Source organism: Devosia rhodophyticola (assembly GCF_028816475.1).
GTDB classification, from domain to species: Bacteria; Pseudomonadota; Alphaproteobacteria; order Rhizobiales; family Devosiaceae; genus Devosia; species Devosia rhodophyticola.
On sequence record NZ_CP118247.1, the window covers coordinates 1,807,300 to 1,825,000 of the forward strand.

At 58.0% G+C, this 17,701-nt stretch carries 14 protein-coding genes and 1 pseudogene (1 of these 15 cut by a window edge); 12 read left to right on the plus strand and 3 right to left on the minus strand.

Going from position 1 to position 17,701, the window contains the following annotated elements; translation table 11 throughout:
* The first annotated feature begins 14 nt into the window (after positions 1-14).
* From PSQ90_RS08915 to lpdA, 6 genes are all read left to right on the plus strand, one after another.
* Positions 15-3,011, plus strand: coding sequence for a 2-oxoglutarate dehydrogenase E1 component (locus PSQ90_RS08915; RefSeq protein ID WP_282209988.1), 2,997 nt, complete (start codon positions 15-17; stop codon positions 3,009-3,011).
* A gap of 25 nt (positions 3,012-3,036) precedes the next feature.
* A complete protein-coding gene (odhB, locus tag PSQ90_RS08920; RefSeq protein WP_282209989.1) occupies positions 3,037-4,302 on the plus strand; it encodes a 2-oxoglutarate dehydrogenase complex dihydrolipoyllysine-residue succinyltransferase in 1,266 nt (421 codons plus the stop codon).
* 228 nt (positions 4,303-4,530) lie between these two features.
* Positions 4,531-4,980 carry a hypothetical protein gene (locus tag PSQ90_RS08925; protein ID WP_282209990.1) on the plus strand — a complete coding sequence of 150 codons (450 nt, stop codon included), beginning with the start codon at positions 4,531-4,533 and terminating at the stop codon, positions 4,978-4,980.
* A gap of 38 nt (positions 4,981-5,018) precedes the next feature.
* Positions 5,019-5,408, plus strand: coding sequence for an MAPEG family protein (locus PSQ90_RS08930; protein WP_282209991.1), 390 nt, complete (start codon positions 5,019-5,021; stop codon positions 5,406-5,408).
* The gene (locus PSQ90_RS08935; protein ID WP_282209992.1) at positions 5,408-6,040 is read left to right on the plus strand and encodes a LysE family translocator; all 633 of its coding nucleotides are present in this window, start codon (positions 5,408-5,410) and stop codon (positions 6,038-6,040) included. Before PSQ90_RS08930 ends, PSQ90_RS08935 begins: the two co-directional genes overlap by 1 nt.
* Positions 6,041-6,061: 21 nt before the next feature.
* The gene (gene lpdA / locus PSQ90_RS08940; RefSeq protein WP_282209993.1) at positions 6,062-7,471 is read left to right on the plus strand and encodes a dihydrolipoyl dehydrogenase; all 1,410 of its coding nucleotides are present in this window, start codon (positions 6,062-6,064) and stop codon (positions 7,469-7,471) included.
* 79 nt (positions 7,472-7,550) lie between these two features.
* Here the strand turns inward: lpdA and PSQ90_RS08945 are convergent, their stop codons facing one another.
* From PSQ90_RS08945 to PSQ90_RS08955, 3 genes and pseudogenes are all read right to left on the minus strand, one after another.
* The gene (locus PSQ90_RS08945) at positions 7,551-8,489 is read right to left on the minus strand and encodes a hypothetical protein (RefSeq protein WP_282209994.1); all 939 of its coding nucleotides are present in this window, start codon (positions 8,487-8,489) and stop codon (positions 7,551-7,553) included.
* Positions 8,490-8,762: 273 nt separating this feature from the next.
* Positions 8,763-9,713, minus strand: coding sequence for a DMT family transporter (locus tag PSQ90_RS08950; RefSeq protein ID WP_282209995.1), 951 nt, complete (start codon positions 9,711-9,713; stop codon positions 8,763-8,765).
* A 219-nt stretch (positions 9,714-9,932) separates the two neighbouring features.
* Positions 9,933-10,860: pseudogene (locus tag PSQ90_RS08955) on the minus strand (tyrosine recombinase XerC).
* A gap of 124 nt (positions 10,861-10,984) precedes the next feature.
* On the opposite strand from PSQ90_RS08955, the gene PSQ90_RS08960 reads away from it, so the two are divergent.
* The 6 genes from PSQ90_RS08960 to atpD form a co-directional block, all read left to right on the plus strand.
* Positions 10,985-11,971: an omptin family outer membrane protease gene (locus PSQ90_RS08960; RefSeq protein WP_282209996.1), complete on the plus strand. Its 987-nt coding sequence runs from the start codon at positions 10,985-10,987 to the stop codon at positions 11,969-11,971.
* Between the two features lie 64 nt (positions 11,972-12,035).
* Positions 12,036-14,204, plus strand: coding sequence for a primosomal protein N' (locus tag PSQ90_RS08965; RefSeq protein ID WP_282209997.1), 2,169 nt, complete (start codon positions 12,036-12,038; stop codon positions 14,202-14,204).
* Positions 14,205-14,427: 223 nt separating this feature from the next.
* Entirely contained in the window at positions 14,428-14,970 is a 543-nt protein-coding gene (locus tag PSQ90_RS08970; RefSeq protein ID WP_282209998.1) for a F0F1 ATP synthase subunit delta, read from the plus strand.
* Positions 14,970-16,505 carry a F0F1 ATP synthase subunit alpha gene (gene atpA / locus PSQ90_RS08975; protein WP_282209999.1) on the plus strand — a complete coding sequence of 512 codons (1,536 nt, stop codon included), beginning with the start codon at positions 14,970-14,972 and terminating at the stop codon, positions 16,503-16,505. Before PSQ90_RS08970 ends, atpA begins: the two co-directional genes overlap by 1 nt.
* 23 nt (positions 16,506-16,528) lie before the next feature.
* Positions 16,529-17,407, plus strand: a complete 879-nt coding sequence (locus tag PSQ90_RS08980) for a F0F1 ATP synthase subunit gamma (protein ID WP_282210000.1) — start codon at positions 16,529-16,531, stop codon at positions 17,405-17,407.
* A gap of 15 nt (positions 17,408-17,422) precedes the next feature.
* On the plus strand, positions 17,423-17,701 hold the 5' end (the start) of the coding sequence (gene atpD, locus PSQ90_RS08985) for a F0F1 ATP synthase subunit beta (RefSeq protein WP_282210001.1). The gene runs 1,161 nt beyond the window's last position; only the first 279 of its 1,440 coding nucleotides appear in the window; the start codon lies at positions 17,423-17,425; its stop codon lies beyond the right edge, outside the window.

A 17,701-nucleotide genomic window follows, 5' to 3' on the forward strand; every position in this document is an offset into this window, starting at 1 on the left:
CTCGTAACAAAGCGATGACACGACAGGAAAAGAACGACTCGTTCTTGCTGACCTCGTTCCTCTATGGTGGGAACGCCGACTACATCGAACAGCTTTATTCGCAGTTCAAAACTGATCCGGCCAGCGTCGATCCGACCTGGTCATCGTTTTTTTCCCGGCTTGATGATAGCGCCGATGATGCGCAAAAGAGCGCAGAGGGTGCCTCATGGGCGCGCAGCGATTGGCCCCTGAGTGCCAATGGCGAGTTGGTTTCAGCGCTTGATGGCGATTGGGGCGATATCGCGGTCAAGACCGAAAAGGCTCTGACCAAAAAAGCCGAAGCGGTTGGTGCCCCGGCAGCGGAAGCCGGCGACGTCCTTCAGGCAACGCGCGATTCAATTCGTGCCATCATGATGATCCGTGCCTATCGCATGCGCGGGCATCTTCATGCCGATCTTGACCCGCTCAAGCTCAAGGCCGATGAGCCAGCACCAGAGCTTGATCCGGCGACCTACGGGTTTACCGACGCCGATTACAGCCGCAAGATCTTCATCGATAATTATCTTGGGCTCGAATACGCCACCCTGCCTGAAATGCTTGAAATCCTACGCCGCACCTATTGCGGCACGGTCGGCATTGAATTCATGCACATTTCCGATCCTGAGGCCAAGCAGTGGTTGCAGGAGCGGATCGAGGGGCCGGACAAGGAAATCACCTTTACCCCTGAGGGTAAGAAGGCAATTTTGACCAAGCTGGTCGAATCCGAGGGTTTTGAGAAATTTCTCGACGTCAAATATACCGGCACCAAGCGGTTCGGGCTTGATGGTTCGGAAGCGCTGATCCCTGCGCTTGAGCAGATCGTCAAGCGCGGTGGCGCGCTGGGGGTCAAGGATATCGTGCTGGGCATGGCCCACCGCGGGCGCCTTAATGTCTTGACCCAGGTGATGGCCAAGCCGCATCGGGCGCTATTTCATGAATTCAAGGGCGGCGCATTTTATCCCGAAGACGTGGAGGGTTCGGGCGATGTTAAATATCACCTTGGCGCATCATCAGACCGCGAGTTCGATGGCAACAAGGTGCATCTGTCGCTGACCGCCAACCCCAGCCATCTCGAAATCGTTGATCCGGTGGTTCTGGGCAAGTCCCGCGCCAAGCAGGATCAACACATTGCCCCCAATGGCAAGCTGGTCAATCTCGATGTAGTCAAACCCGACCGTTCGATGGTGCTGCCGCTGCTCATTCATGGCGATGCGGCATTTGCGGGGCAAGGCGTAATCGCTGAATGTCTGGGCCTGTCGGGCCTGAAAGGACATCGCACCGGCGGGTCGGTGCATTTTGTCATCAACAACCAGATCGGGTTTACGACGAGCCCGATGTATTCGCGTTCGTCGCCCTATCCCACCGATGTTGCCAAGATGATCGAGGCGCCGGTGTTTCACGTTAATGGCGATGATCCCGAAGCTGTGGTGTTTGCCACCAAGGTGGCGGTGGAATTCCGCCAGCGTTTTGGGCGACCTGTTGTCATCGACATGTTCTGCTATCGCCGATTTGGCCATAATGAAGGCGATGAGCCATCATTCACCCAGCCGCTGATGTACGCCAAAATCCGGGCACACCAGACAACGCTGCAGATTTATTCGGAAAAGCTGGTTGCCGAAGGGGTGATGAGCGAAGCCGAGATTGATCAGGTCAAGGCTGACTGGCGCGCCAATCTCGAAAACGAATTCGAGGCGGGTCAGGATTATCGTCCCAACAAGGCTGATTGGCTCGATGGCCAGTGGAAGGATTTCAAACCGGCCGAACAGGAAGGGCCGCGTCGCGGCGCTTCAGGCGTGCCGGTTGATCGACTTTCAGAAGTTGGCGCGCTGCTGACCAAGGTTCCGGCAGAATTTCACGTCCACAAGACGGTCAAACGGTTCCTTGATCACCGGTTGAGTGCCATCCAGGCGGGCGAGAATATTGACTGGGCGACCGCCGAAGCCTTGGCATTCGGCACCTTGGTTACCGAAGGGCACCCCGTGCGCCTGAGTGGTCAGGATGTGGAACGCGGCACCTTCAGCCAGCGCCATTCGGTACTCAATGATCAGGAAAACGATTCAACCTACACCCCGCTCAACAAGCTGGCCGAAGATCAGGCACGCTTCGAGGTCATCAATTCGATGCTCTCGGAAGAAGCGGTGCTGGGCTTTGAATATGGCTATTCGCTTGCCGAACCGCGCGCCCTGACCATCTGGGAAGCCCAGTTCGGCGATTTCGTCAACGGCGCACAGGTGGTGATTGACCAGTTCATCTCCTCTGGTGAGCGTAAATGGTTCCGCATGTCGGGCCTTGTGATGCTGTTGCCGCATGGCTATGAAGGACAGGGTCCAGAGCATTCCTCGGCTCGGCCCGAACGCTTCCTGCAATTGTGTGCTGAAGACAATATGCAGGTCGCCAATTGCACCACCCCGGCCAACTATTTCCATATTCTGCGTCGGCAGGTGACTCGCGATTTCCGCAAGCCGTTGATCCTGATGACGCCGAAATCGCTGCTGCGCCACAAGCGGGCCGTTTCTGGTCTGGACGAAATGGGCGTTGAATCATGCTTCCATCGTCTGTTGTGGGATGATGCCGAGGCACCGGGCGCCGCCAAGACCAATATCAAACTGGTAGGCGACGACCAGATCCGCCGTGTCATCCTGTGCACCGGCAAGGTCTATTACGATCTGCTGGAGGATCGCGAAAAACGCGGCGTCAATGATGTCTATCTGTTGCGTGTCGAGCAGCTTTATCCGTTCCCGGCAAAGGCTGTGCTTGATGAACTCAATCGCTTCAAGAACGCCGAGATCGTCTGGTGTCAGGAAGAGCCAAAGAACATGGGTGCCTGGGCCTTTATCCAGCCCTATATTGAATGGGTCCTGGACCAGATGGGCCGGACAAATCAGCGGGTACGCTATGTGGGGCGTCCGGCTTCGGCCTCAACGGCAACCGGGTTGATGCGCACGCATCTGGCCCAACTCGCCGCCTTCCTTGAAGACGCCTTCGCCAAATAGGCACGACCAACAAAGGGTTATTACTATGTCGACAGAAATCCGTGTGCCAACGCTGGGCGAAAGCGTTACCGAGGCAACCATCGGTCAGTGGTACAAAAAGGTTGGTGACAGCGTCGCCATTGATGAGCCACTGGTTGAACTGGAAACCGACAAGGTGACCATCGAAGTGCCTGCCCCATCGGCCGGGGTGCTCGAAGCCATTGCCGCCCAGCCCGGCGATACCGTCGATGTGGGTGCGCTTTTGGGGGCCATTGGCGCTGGTTCTGGTGGAGCTGAAGCGCCCAAGCCTGAAACGGTCGCTGAAAAGGCGGAAGTGCCGGCCTCCAATGCTGCAGGGCCCGAGCCCGTTGCACCGACAAAGGCCGAGCCTGCACCCGCCCCATCGGCGCAAAAGTTGATCAAGGAAAACAACATCGAGGCCACATCGGTGGAAGGTTCGGGCAAGCATGGGCAGGTCCTCAAGGAGGATGTACTGGCAGCCATGAGCCGTCCAGCACCCGCCGCCGCTCCTAGCGCGCAGACTTCGGCTGAATCGAGCAAGCCCGCCGCCGTGGCAGCGCCCACGCGTAGCCCCAGTGTTGCCGGTGATGATGAGCGCGAAGAGCGGGTCCGCATGACCCGGCTGCGCCAGACAATTGCGCGCCGTCTCAAGGATGCCCAGAACACCGCCGCCATGCTGACCACCTTCAACGAGGTGGACATGGCCCCAGTCATGGCCCTGCGCGCCACCTACAAGGAAATGTTCGAGAAAAAGCACGGCGTAAAGCTGGGCTTCATGGGCTTTTTCACCAAGGCGGTGGTTCACGCGCTCAAGGAAATCCCCTCGGTCAATGCCGAGATTGATGGCGATGATCTGATCTACAAGAAATATGCCCACATCGGGGTTGCCGTTGGTACCGACAAGGGCCTGGTGGTTCCCGTGGTGCGGGATGCTGACCAGATGAGCATTGCCGAGATTGAAAAATCGATCAATGGTCTGGGCCGCAAGGCCCGCGACGGGCAATTGTCGATGGCCGATATGCAGGGCGGCACCTTCACCATTTCCAATGGCGGGGTTTATGGTTCGCTGATGTCGACGCCGATCCTGAATGCGCCGCAGTCGGGAATTCTGGGCATGCACAAGATCCAGGAGCGCCCGGTTGTCGTCAATGGTGAGATCGTTGTGCGGCCGATGATGTATCTGGCCCTCAGCTACGATCATCGCATCGTTGATGGCAAGGAAGCGGTTACTTTCCTTGTGCGGGTCAAGGAAAGCCTTGAGGCACCCGAGCGCCTGGTACTCGATCTCTAAAAACTGCTTAACCCGGCATCAACCGGCTCCAGATATTTAGGCGCGGGTCTGTTCTCATACAGGCCCGCGTTTTGCGTATGGTGGTCAAAAGGGTAGGCTGGGCGTCCGGCACACGCGGCTGTGAGTGGATCAGCCACAGCTTTGCCCGATTTGGCCCGTTCAACCGCCCGTGTCCAAAATCAATCTGTTCGCCATTTATGGCGGGCAACAAAAGACTGGAGAGACTGCGTGAAAACTATCGGGTTGAGCATTGCGGCGCTGGTTGTTGGTTTGTGCGGCAGTGTCGTGGCCCAGGAAAGCGACGATCCCGCGCTCTTGGGAGAATTGCTGGGTTTTCACGGCACGGAAACTATCGTTTTGGTCATGACCACGCATTGCTATGAAACCACCGGCCTTGATTCCAGCTTCAAGAGCGCGGCGGAAAACTGGTACTTGCGCAATGTCGGTTTTCTGGAACTGGCTGACCGGGTCATTGACCGGTTGGGCGGGCAAACCCCGGCCGAAGCGGAAGCTGCGCGCAATTACAGCGGCGCCCAGATCATGAGCGCCTATAATCAGGCCGAGGACAAGGACGGCTTTTGCAGGGGTTTTCTGGGACAGGTCGAGGACGGTAAGCTCGATATCGACCAGCAGCTGCCGCAAATCCTCAAGCAGGCGCAGGCCATCGCCAGCGAGTAAATGGTTGCACGGGTCCGCCAATATGGTCAGATGCGGCCATGAGTTTTACCCTTACATTATTGGCCTGGAGCACGACGCTGATCGCGGGGTATGTGCTGATTCAATCGCTGGCCTACCAGCTCGATGTTGGCGTTACTCATGGCGCTGGTCCGCGCGATAATGAGCGGCCATTGGGCAAAATGGCTGGGCGATCACGCCGCGCACTTGACAATCTGGGCCAAACCTATGCGGTTTTTGTCGCGCTGAGCCTGGCGTTGGAGCTTTCGGGGCGTGCCGATGGCCTCAGTTTTTGGGGCGGACAGCTATACTTTTGGGCCCGCTGGGTCTATTTGCCATCGTACCTGATCGGGGTGCCCTATGTCCGGAGCCTCTGCTGGCTGGTATCGGTTTTGGGGTTGGCCCTGATGTTTTTCGCGGTGGTGATCTAGTGGCGTTTCCATGGATTGAATTTGCCGGGTTGATGCTGGCCTTTGGGGTTGGCGCTATCATTCCGGGCGCAGATTTTGCCATGGTGCTGCGCCAGTCGATTGCGCAGGGACGCCGTCCGGCGCTGTTTACCGCAGCGGGCGTTGCCAGCGCCATTCTTGTTCACGGCAGTTATACCTTGCTCGGGGTGGGTGTCATCGTTGCCCAATCGCTGCTGGTCTTTAATATTTTGAAGTGGGTGGGAGCGGCTTATCTGGTGTGGCTGGCCATCGCAGCGCTGAGGGCGCCGCCGCCCCAACCGCCCACAGATCTGCTCGCGGGCCCGCGCTCGCATGGCGATCGGTCCGCGTTTGTGCTGGGGTTTTTGACCAATTTGCTCAATCCCAAGGCCATTCTGTTTTTTCTGGCGCTGTTTACGTCGCTGGTTTCGGCTCATACCAGCCTTGAGATCAAGGCGTTCTACGTTGGCTGCATGAGCCTCATGCTATTTGCCTGGTTCGCATTGGTCGCTGTCTTCTTTACAACGCCAAGGGTGCGACAGGGATTTTTCCGGTTGGGACGGTGGTTTAATCGGATAAGCGGGATTACATTCATCGTGCTGGCGGTTCGAGTGGCTGTCGCGCAGCGGCATTAATTTGTTTTGGGGCAAGAAATCATGGCAGACGCGTTCGACCTCGTGGTAATCGGCTCGGGCCCGGGCGGATATGTGGCGGCAATCAGGGCCGCCCAACTGGGGCTCAAGGTTGCCGTGGTTGAAAAATGGCCAACGCTTGGCGGCACCTGCCTCAACATCGGCTGTATTCCGTCCAAGGCCTTGTTGCATGCCTCGGAAATGTTTGAAGAGGCTGGTCACGGTTTCAAGGCGCTGGGCATCGATATTCCCAATCCTGGCCTTAACCTGCCGCAGATGATGAAGCATAAGAGCGAAACCGTTGCTTCCAACGTTGGCGGTGTCGATTATCTGTTCAAGAAAAACAAGATTACGACCCTGCGCGGCATCGGCTCGATCGCGGCACCAGGCAAGGTTTTGGTGACGCCGCAAAGCGGGCCGACACAGGAAGTCGCGACCAAGAATATCATCATTGCATCGGGTTCGGTTGCGGCAACCCTGCCGGGCATTCAAATTGACGAAAAGCAGATAGTAACTTCGACTGGTGCGTTGACGCTGGACAAGGTCCCGGCAAAGCTTGTGGTCATTGGTGCCGGTGTTATCGGGCTGGAGTTGGGCTCGGTCTGGGCCCGCCTGGGTTCACAAGTCACGGTCGTTGAATATCTGGATCGCATCCTGCCCGGCATGGACAGTGAGGTAGCGCGCCAGTTCCAGCGCATGCTGCAAAAACAGGGCATGGAATTCAAGCTCTCGACCAAGGTTTCGGCCATCGAAAAGACCGAAAATGGCGGGCTCAAACTCAAAGTGGAAGCGGCCAAGGGCGGCGAAACCGAAGTTCTCGATGCCGACGTGGCCCTGGTTGCCATCGGGCGCAAACCCTATACCGACGGTTTGGGGCTCGATATTGTTGGCGTTGCGCTCGACGAGCGTGGCCGTGTGCGGGTTGATGCCCAATACCGCACCTCGGTTGAAGGCGTTTACGCCATTGGCGATGTGATCGCCGGCCCAATGTTGGCCCACAAGGCCGAGGATGAGGGCATTGCGGTTGCAGAAATTCTGGTCGGTCAGGCCGGACACGTCAATTATGCGGCAATGCCTGCGGTGGTCTACACCAACCCTGAAATTGCTTCGGTCGGCAAGACAGAGGATGAACTCAAGGCTGAGGGGATCGATTACAAGATCGGCAAATTCCCCTTTACCGCCAATGGGAGGGCCAAGGCGATGCTGGCGACGCAGGGTTTTGTCAAAATCCTGGCTGATGTGGAAACAGATCGCGTTCTGGGCGCTCATATTGTGGGCAAGAACGCTGGCGAGATGATCCACGAACTGGTGGTACTGATGGAATTCTCAGGTGCTGCCGAGGATCTGGCGCGCACGACCCACGCTCATCCAACCCTTTCCGAAGCTGTGCGCGAAGCATCGTTATCGCTGGGCGATGGAGCTATTCACATCTAGCACCGGGCTCTGTCCGGTCTATTTGAGATATTGGGAGGCGGATCGTTGCAGCGATCCGCCTCTTTTTATTGCTGTCCCGTCAGGGCGTGGCGGCAGCAGTACCGGCTTCAAAGGCAGCTCGGCAGTCATTGGCGTCGTGCCACTGATTTTCGTAGCTGAGATCACCGGCAACGCCGGGGCCTTCAAAGCGTGGATCATCGCACTCGTCGTCATTGGCATAGCTTGAGGTATTGTCACCAAAATCAATGCCGCTGGCCTTGGCATCGAAGGGTGCCTTGCTCTGGTAGGTTGCTTGATAGACCGCGCGCGGCCAAACCATCCCCTCGCTCATTGTTGCCGCACAATCCGTCGCATCGGCCAACATGTCGGCGGGCAGCAGTTTCTTGTCGGTGCCTGGTCCCTCAAAGCGCGGATCATCGCATTGGTTGTCGTTGGCATATCGTGAGTTGTCGGTGCCCATGGCAAATCCGGCGATGGGCGTGGTATCGCGCATGACCACGGTGCCTGCGCTAAAGGCGGCCCGGCAATCGGCCGCATCGTGCAGTGCATCAACAATGGCCGGATCGTCCGACAGGCCAGCGCCTTCAAAGCGCGGGTCGTCACATTCATTGTCATTGGGGTAGGCCCCGGCATCGTCACCAAATTTGACCTCGCCGATCGTTGGCTGAACGAAAGGTGGTGGCGGCACAGCTGAGGCCTTGAGCGTGGCGGTACCCGCTTCGACTGCCGCGCGACAGTCGGTTGCGTCATGCAACGTGTCGATTTCCTCGGCCGACTCGATGGCGGCGCTGCCTTCAAAGCGCGGGTCGTCGCAATCGCCGTCATAGGGGTATTGGCCCAGATCGTCGCCAAAATCAATGCCCTGGGTTCCCGAGACATCGGGCGTTGTTGTTGCAGGTTCCGGGGCGGCCTCGGGCACGTCTGAGTCGTCGCGCAGGGTGATCGTGCCCGCCTCGAACGCCGTTTTGCAGTCCGTTGCATCCTTGCCAATATCGACATCTTCCAATTCGGCGGCCATGGCCGAGCCGATAAAGCGCGGATCATCGCACTCGGTGTCGTTGGCCCATTGACCGGTGTCGTCGCCAAAATCGATTGCGTTGATCGCATCTGTTGCGGGGCGGTTGTTCCCGCGTCAGTCTGGGCAAGGGCGGGACTGGCGGCAAGGCAAAGCAGCAACCCCAGGATCGTGCCGTTACGCAAGTGGCTGGTAATGTTCATTAGTTCTCTCCCGGGGGCATGCCTCAATGAGGCGTACCCTACAACGGCTTTGATAGTGTCAAAAGCCCTTTGATCAGACTAAGTCGCGCGCCGTTCGCTCGGCGCGACTGAACATTACGGACCCCAGGATGACCAGCAGGGTGCCGACGACGTGGAAGGGGGTAAAGGGTTCAGACAGGATAATCACGGCCAGCGCGATGGTAAATATTGGCCCGAATGTTGCCATGGACGATGTGGCCCGCGCGCCGATACGTTGAATGGCATTATTGAGCAGGAACGAGGGCAGCACTGTGCAGATGAGACCAAGACACAGGCCGTAAATCCAGACTTGAGGCGGCATTTGGGCAAAGGAATCAACACCATAGAGAACGGTATTCTGGCCAAGGGCGGCGATGGCTGCGGTTGTCATGCCGATGCACGTGAATAATCCTGCGCCAATCCTGCTCATCTGCGCCTTGGCCAGATGCTGGTAAAAAGCAAAGGTCACAGCTGATCCCAGCACCAGCGCCGTGCCGGTCACCAACCCATCGGGGGCAACCGTCAGGTTCCAGCCAAAGATGACAAGCAGGCCTGCGTACGAAATCGCCATTGCCGGGACAACCCGCCAGATCATCCGGTCGCCAAAAAACCAGACCCCGAACAGCAGCACGAAGAATGGGTAAGTAAACAGCACCAACCGCTCATATTGGGCCGAGAGAAAATTGAGACCGGCGAAATCGAGGTAGCTGGCAACATAATATCCCAACAATCCAACCGCCATGCTCAAGAGCACATTGGTCGGGGTCAGGCGTGCCCGGGACGACGAATCGCGCCAGATCATTGTCATGAATATGCCGATATAGAATGGCATGGCGACCAGCATGCGTAGCGCCAGCAGGGTTTCTGTGCTGACCCCATAGGCATAGGCAAGCTTGATGAAAATGCCCTTGGTGGAAAAGAGTACGGCACCCCCGATGGCCAGCGCATAGCCAGTCAAATCAATAGGGGCGGGCACAATTGGGGCAGCGGCGGTAACGGTAGGCATGGAACTGGTCCTTATAGGCCTGCCATCAGTTCACCGGAGGCGCCTGATGGCGGGCCGGTGAAATCGAATTCGCTTTGGATGTCAGCGCTCGTCCCGGACCCTTTGGGTGCCAAGAATCAAAAGACGGGTAATGAGAATGACGGGCGCGTTCATGGCACCATTGCTACATGCCGGGCATTGTCCGGTAAAGAGTATTTGTTCGCATACTTAATAACTGGTCTAGGCGCGCGGATGGGCCAGGCGGTAGCTTTCAAGCAACCGATCGGTATCAACTGCAGTGTAGATCTGGGTGGTGGACAGCGAGGCGTGGCCCAGCAATTCCTGGATGGCGCGCAAATCGCCACCTCGCCCCAGCAAGTGGGTGGCAAACGAGTGGCGCAAGGCATGTGGCGTTGCTGATGGGGAGGCCAAGCGCTGAGCGCAATTGCACCACGCGCATCTGGATCAAACGCGGCGAAAGCACGCCACCCCTGACGCCGCGAAACAGCGGATCATCCGGCCAGAGCTTGAACGGGCATAGTTTAAGATAGGTTTCGATGCTGGCGCGTACGCCCTCGATCAGTGGTACCAGGCGCACCTTGCCGCCCTTGCCGGTCACGCGCAAGGAATTGCCTTCAAGATCGCTGCGGGTGACGGCCAACGCCTCGGCAATACGCAGCCCGGCGCCGTAGCATAGTGCCAGTGCGGCCATATCGCGCGCCGCAACCCAGGGGCGTTCCTCCATTTCGGCAGTCGTGGCGATAGTGCTTTTGGCCTCGGCGACTGTCAGCGCCTTGGGCAGGGAACGAGCCATTTTTGGCGTCCGGATGGTATTGAGCGCCTCGGTCGACACTACCCCGTCGCGCTCAAGATACCTGAAGAAGGACTTGAGGGCCGAAAGCGCGCGCGCCAGGGAGCGGGAGCCCAGGCTCTGCTCGCGCCGGACGGCCATGAAGGCGCGAATGTCGGCGCCACGCAGCGTTCTGAGCGTTTCGAGGCCAACAGTGCCACCGCAATGGGCGGAAAGGAAATTGAGGAATTGGCCCAGATCCCGGCTGTAGGCTTCGAGGGTATTTTCGGACAATCGCTTGACCGAACCCAGTTCGCGCTGCCAATTGGCGATATGGATTTTGACAGTGGTGTCGGTGGCAAAGGCGGTGTCGCTCATTTTCCTATTCTAGCGGCGTCGGCGTTAGCAAAGTGTGACATGATGTTAACGCGGCAATCGCACATGGTTAACCCCGATTTAACACAAAACGCCGAAATTAGGGCTAGAGCATGTGGAGCCTCCTATGACCAATCGGATAGCCCTATCGACACTGATATTGATGGCCATGTCGCAGACAGCACTGGCCCAGTTTGACGATGGGTTCGGCTCCGACAGCTTTTTCGGTCCTGATGGAGCGCCCGGCGCACAATATATCAGTCCCGATGAAACCGTGCGCGCCGACATTGGGGTTGGCGCGATGTTTCTTGAGGGCAATGAGTATGTCTATTCCGGGGACTATCGGGTTAGTCGACTAAACTGGCAGAGCCGGGCACCCGTCTTGCGCGGCAGCATCGACGTTAATCTGGCCAGCCGGTTTAGCGTGCGTGCCGAAGGCAGCGCCGCCGGTTTTGGCACCAGCTACATGGAAGACTATGACTGGCTGGGCGGCTCGGATGCCGAGGCGAACTGGACGCATCGCTCCCAACATGACGATACACGGCTCGACCATTATTTCTCGGGCAGTCTGGCGCTGGGCTATGAGTTGTTCAATGATGGAAAATCCAACGTGCGCTTCCTGGCCGGTGGCGAATATACCGACGTCAAATGGTCCGCCTATGGTGGTTCCTATATCTATAGTACGACAACTCTTCGCGACACGATGGGCGTCTTCCCCGCCGGTTCGCCCGCGATCGCTTACCGCCAGCAGTTTCCGGAGATTTTTGCCGGATTTGATGGCGATGTGCAGTTTGACAATGTACGCTGGGGCGGCATGATGCGCGGCGGGCTGACGGTCTATTCGCGCGCGACCGATGATCACTGGATGCGCAATATCAATTTTGTTGACACGCTCAAAGTTGCGCCTTCGTTCGCGCTGGGAACCGATATCGGTTACAAACTGGGCCAGAACGCAGAATTGTTTCTGGCCGCCCGCTATGACCAGATCATGGAACAGCGCGGCGACACGGTAAGTACTGATACGACAACGGGCACCGCTACAACCTTTCGCGATGGTGGCGCTGGTCAGTTGCAGAGCCTGACGTTGACCGGCGGGCTCAAGGGAAAATTCTGAACGGCGTGACTGGCCGAATCGCATAAGCGCCCTATTTAATGTGTCTGGAACAGAACAGGCACAAATGGATCAGACACCAGACATTGTTGCAGTGATGGTCGGGGTTGCCGTTGAGGGACCCTATAGCTATCGCGTGCCGGAGGGCATGCGGGTTGAGCGTGGCTCGATTGTTTTGGTACCGCTAGGGCCGCGTCCAACACTCGGCGTTGTCTGGGGCGCGCCGAAGGACCAATTCGCCCATAATCGGCTCAAGGACATCTCGCGGGTGTTTGATGTGCCAGCGCTCAGCGAGGAATTGCTGTCGCTGGTGGACTGGGTGTCGCGTTACACGCTGGCTGCGCCGGGCATGGTGTTACGCGCAGTTTTGCGCTCGCATGAGGCGCTGGAGCCGGTGCGCCCGCTGACCGTTTTTCGCGCCACCGCGTATGAGCCTGAAAAGCTCACAGCCGCGCGGTTGCGGGTGCTCGATACACTCAATGATGGGCAGGCCTGGGCCAAGGCCGCGCTGGTCGGTGCGGCCGGGGTTTCAGCATCTGTGATTGAGGGGCTGGAAAAGGCAGGGGCGCTGGAGCGGCTCGAAGTGCCGCCGCCACCGGTTGTGATGCCACCTGATCCCGATACCGACGTTGCCACGCTCAATGCCGAGCAACAGCAGGCGCTTGATGATATTCGTGCGCTTGATCCGCATGCGTTTGGCGTGGCGTTGCTCGACGGGGTAACTGGTGGTGGCAAGACCGAAGTGTTTTTTGAAGCGGTGGCCGATACGCTGCGAGCGGGCCGTCAGGCATTGATTCTGTTGCCCGAGATTGCGCTGACCCACACGTTTCTTGCCCGCTTTACCAAACGGTTCGGCACAAAACCGGCGGAGTGGCATTCAGACATGACCCCGGTTCAGCGCGGTCGCGTCTGGCGCGGCGTACTTGAAGGCAATGTGCGTGCCGTCGTTGGTGCCCGGTCGGCTTTATTCCTGCCGTTTCGCGAATTGGGCATGCTCGTGCTCGATGAAGAGCATGATGGCGCCTACAAACAATCGGACGGCATCACCTATCACGCCCGCGACATGGCGGTGGTGCGCGCCAATCTGGCCAAGGCGCGGGTCATTCTGGCGTCGGCAACGCCATCGGTGGAAACGCGCAATAATGCCAATGCGGCGCGCTATAGTCACATCATGCTCAATGCCAGATTTGCCGAGGCGGCCATGCCTGACATTGCTGCTATCGACATGCGTGAGGAAGGGCCGGCAAAGGGCGAATGGATCGCGCCGCGCTTGGCGCGGGAAATTTTTGGCACGCTGGATCGTGGTGAGCAGGCGCTGCTGTTTCTTAACCGACGCGGCTACGCCCCGCTGACATTGTGTCGGCAGTGCGGGCATCAATATCAATGTCCCGACTGTTCGGCCTGGCTGGTCGAGCATCGGTTTCGGGGTGTGTTGGCCTGTCACCATTGTGGGCATGAACAGAAAATACCCAAGGATTGCGGGGCGTGTGGGGCAGTCGATGCGTTGGTTGCAGTCGGGCCCGGGATCGAACGCATCGCCGAAGAGGCGGCAGCGCGCTTTCCCGACGCCCGTCGGGTTATTCTGTCGTCGGACATGGGCAGCAATGCCCATTTGCGCGACCGCTTTTCGGAGGTGGAAAAAGGCGATTATGATTTGATCATTGGCACGCAACTGGTCGCCAAGGGCCATCATTTTGAAAAGCTGACGCTGGTGGGGGTCCTTGATGCAGATCTGGGGCTTGCCCACGGTGATCCACGGGCGGCGGAAAAAACCTTCCAGATATTGACGCAGGTCGCGGGGCGCGCCGGGCGGGCATCGCGGGCTGGTCGAGCGCTGCTGCAGACTTATCATCCTGATCATCCGGTGATGCGGGCCATGGTGACGGGGGACCGGGAAGCCTTTTATGCCCATGAACTAGCGGCGCGCGAAGCGGGCGGGATGCCCCCTTTCGGACGGCTGGCCGCACTGATCGTTTCGGCCAGCGAGCATGACGTGGCTATGGGGCACGCCAAAAAACTGCTGGCGGCGGCTCCGATGGCCGACGGTGTGCGATTATTCGGCCCGGCAGATGCGCCTGTGGCCATGGTGCGCGGTCGGCACCGCGTGCGGTTGCTGGCCCAGAGCGGCAAGGGGTTTGACCTGTCGGGCTATGTGCGGTTCTGGCTGGCCTCGACAGAGCGGGTTAGTGGCAATTTGCGGGTGCAGGTGGACATCGATCCGCAAAGCTTCATGTGAGGTTTTCCCTGCGACACTTTTCCGGCCATGAATCGGCGCGGCAAGCCTTGCAAGGCTCGCTGTGGCTGTGGTAGAGCGTGCGCAACATCTGCGGGGTCTCCGGACGGCCTCGTTGCAAGAATAATTTCAAGCGTCAGCAACCGCCCGGCTCTTTCGTACTTTGAGGCGGGTTTAGCAGGCAAGCAACCAAGAGGGTGATGCGGCATTGGCAGCGCAGAATTCAGTGCTTGTACAGATCGCGCGACCATATGCGTCCGCTCTGTTCGATCTCGCCCAGAGCGAGAATCAACTGGCCTCAGTTGAAACCGGTCTTTCCGACATTTCCCGCCTGATCGGGGAAAGCGATGACTTCTCCCGCTTTCTCGGCTCGCCCGTTATCACGGGCGATGTGAAGGCTTCGGCAATTGATGCGATCCTTTCCAAGGCGCAAACCAATCCGCTGGTCGCCAACTTTGTGCGTCTCGTGGCGCAAAAGGGACGGCTTTTTGCACTTGAGCAGATCATTGCCGCTTTTCGCGCGCTGGCTGCGGCCGACCGTGGCGAAGTATCAGCTGATGTGACGTCGGCAACCGCTTTGAACGATGAGCAGGTTTCGGCGCTGGCCGAGGCACTCAAGGCCAAGATCGGCAAGACTGTCACGCTTAACCAATTTGTTGATCCATCCTTGATCGGCGGCCTTCAGGTGAAGGTCGGTTCGCAGATGATCGACAGCTCGCTTAAATCGAAATTGACCGCGATGAAGATCGCCATGAAAGAGGTCGGGTAATGGATATCAAAGCTGCGGAAATTTCCGCGATCCTTAAGGACCAGATCAAGAATTTTGGTCAGGAAGCCCAGGTTTCCGAAGTCGGCCAGGTTCTGTCTGTCGGTGACGGTATTGCCCGAGTTTATGGGCTTGATGCTGTGCAGGCCGGTGAGCTGGTTGAATTTCCCGGCGGCATCATGGGCATGGCGCTGAACCTTGAAGCCGACAATGTCGGTGTGGTTATTTTTGGTAATGACCGTTCGATCAAGGAAGGCGACGTCGTCAAGCGCACCGGCTCGATCGTGGATACGCCGATCGGCAAAGGCCTTTTGGGTCGTGTTGTTGATGGTCTGGGCAATCCAATCGATGGCAAGGGGCCAATCGAGCACACCGAACGCAGCCGCGTTGACGTCAAGGCCCCAGGAATTCTGCCACGCAAGTCGGTGCATGAGCCGATGTCGACTGGCCTTAAAGCCATTGATGCGCTCATTCCAATTGGTCGCGGCCAGCGCGAACTGATCATCGGTGACCGTCAGACCGGCAAGACCGCTGTTATTCTTGACACTTTCCTCAATCAGAAGCCGGCGCACGCCGCCAATGCCTCGGAAACTGAAAAGCTTTACTGCATCTACGTGGCTATCGGTCAGAAGCGTTCGACCGTCGCCCAGTTTGTGCGTCAGCTCGAAGAATCAGGTGCCATGGAATATTCGGTCGTGGTTGCCGCAACCGCATCTGACCCGGCGCCGCTCCAGTACATTGCGCCGTTTACCGGCTGTGCGATTGGCGAGTATTTCCGCGACAATGGCATGCATGCCGTTATCGCTTATGACGATTTGACCAAGCAGGCCGTGGCCTACCGTCAGATGTCGTTGCTGCTGCGCCGTCCGCCCGGTCGCGAAGCCTATCCCGGCGATGTTTTCTATCTGCATTCACGCCTGCTCGAGCGCGCTGCCAAGCTCAACGAAGACCATGGTCTTGGTTCGCTGACAGCCTTGCCGGTTATTGAAACGCAGGCAAACGATGTTTCGGCCTATATTCCAACCAATGTGATCTCGATCACTGACGGCCAGATCTTCCTTGAAACCAATCTGTTCTTCCAGGGTATCCGCCCGGCTGTGAACGTTGGTATTTCGGTGTCCCGCGTGGGCTCGGCCGCCCAGATCAAGGCGATGAAGCAGGTTGCCGGTTCGCTCAAGGGTGAATTGAGCCAGTATCGCGAAATGGCCGCTTTTGCCCAGTTCGGCTCCGATCTTGACGCTTCGACCCAGCGTTTGCTGAACCGTGGTGCGCGTCTGACCGAATTGCTGAAGCAGCCACAGTTTTCCCCGCTCAAAATCGAAGAGCAGGTTGCGGTTATCTATGCCGGTGCCAATGGCTATCTCGATGATTTGCCGGTTGACAAGGTTACCGATTTTGAGGCGACGGTTCTGTCCAACATGCGTGGCAAACACGCCGATCTGTTGGCTGCCATTGCCAAGGAAAAGGCCCTGTCGGACGATCTGCGCAGCCAGCTCAAGGCGGCACTCGATTCCATCAAGAAGACCTACGCGGCTTAAGCGTTTTACGGAAGTAGAGGCCGATGCCTTCGCTAAAAGACCTTAAAAACCGGATCTCCTCGGTCAAATCGACTCAGAAGATCACCAAGGCCATGCAGATGGTGGCCGCCGCCAAGTTGCGGCGGGCACAGGAAGCGGCTCAAGCAGCACGTCCCTATGCCGAGCGCATGGATCGGGTGCTGGCCAGTCTGGGCGCCGCATACGAAGGGCGGGCCGATGCGCCCACCCTTTTGGGTGGCACAGGCAAGGACCAGACCCATTTGCTGATCGTTGCTACCGGCGAGCGTGGTTTGGCGGGTGGCTTTAACTCGTCAATCGCGCGGATGGCGCGCGATCACGCAGTCAAGCTTCTGGCTCAGGGCAAGACGGTCAAGATCATGACTGTGGGCCGCAAGGGCAACGATGTGCTCAAGCGTACTCATGGCAGCAATATCATTGATTTCGTCACCTTCCGTGAAGTCAAGCAGGTTGGTTTCAGCCATGCCGCGCAGATCGGCGAAAAGGTATTGACGATGTTCAATGCCGGCGAGTTCGATGTCGCGACGCTGTTCTTTTCGCGCTTCCAGTCGGTGATTTCGCAGATTCCAACTGCTCAGCAGATCATTCCGGCCAAGTTTGAGGCTGCAGAAGCCGATGATGCGGCGAGTGTGCCTTACGAATATGAGCCGAGCGAAGAAGCTATTCTTGATGCGTTGCTGCCCCGCAGTGTGAGCGTACAGATTTTCCGGGCCCTGCTCGAAAACGGCGCTTCCTTCTATGGCGCGCAAATGTCCGCGATGGATAATGCGACGCGTAACGCCGGCGAAATGATCGGAAAGCTGCAGCTGAGCTACAATCGCCAGCGCCAGGCCCAGATCACCAAAGAACTCATTGAAATCATTTCGGGCGCGGAAGCGCTCTAACACGAGGACCTTCAAATGGCAGAGAAAAAGGCCGGCCGCATTTCGCAGGTCATTGGTGCCGTTGTTGACGTAACGTTTGACGGCCACTTGCCCGCAATTCTGAATGCGCTTGAGACCACCAATAACGGCAATCGCCTGGTGCTCGAAGTTGCCCAGCATCTTGGCGAGAACACTGTTCGCACCATTGCCATGGACACGACCGAGGGTCTGGTTCGCGGTGGTGAAGTGATTGATACCGGCTCGGCTATTTCGGTGCCGGTGGGTGAAGAAACGCTTGGTCGTATCATGAATGTG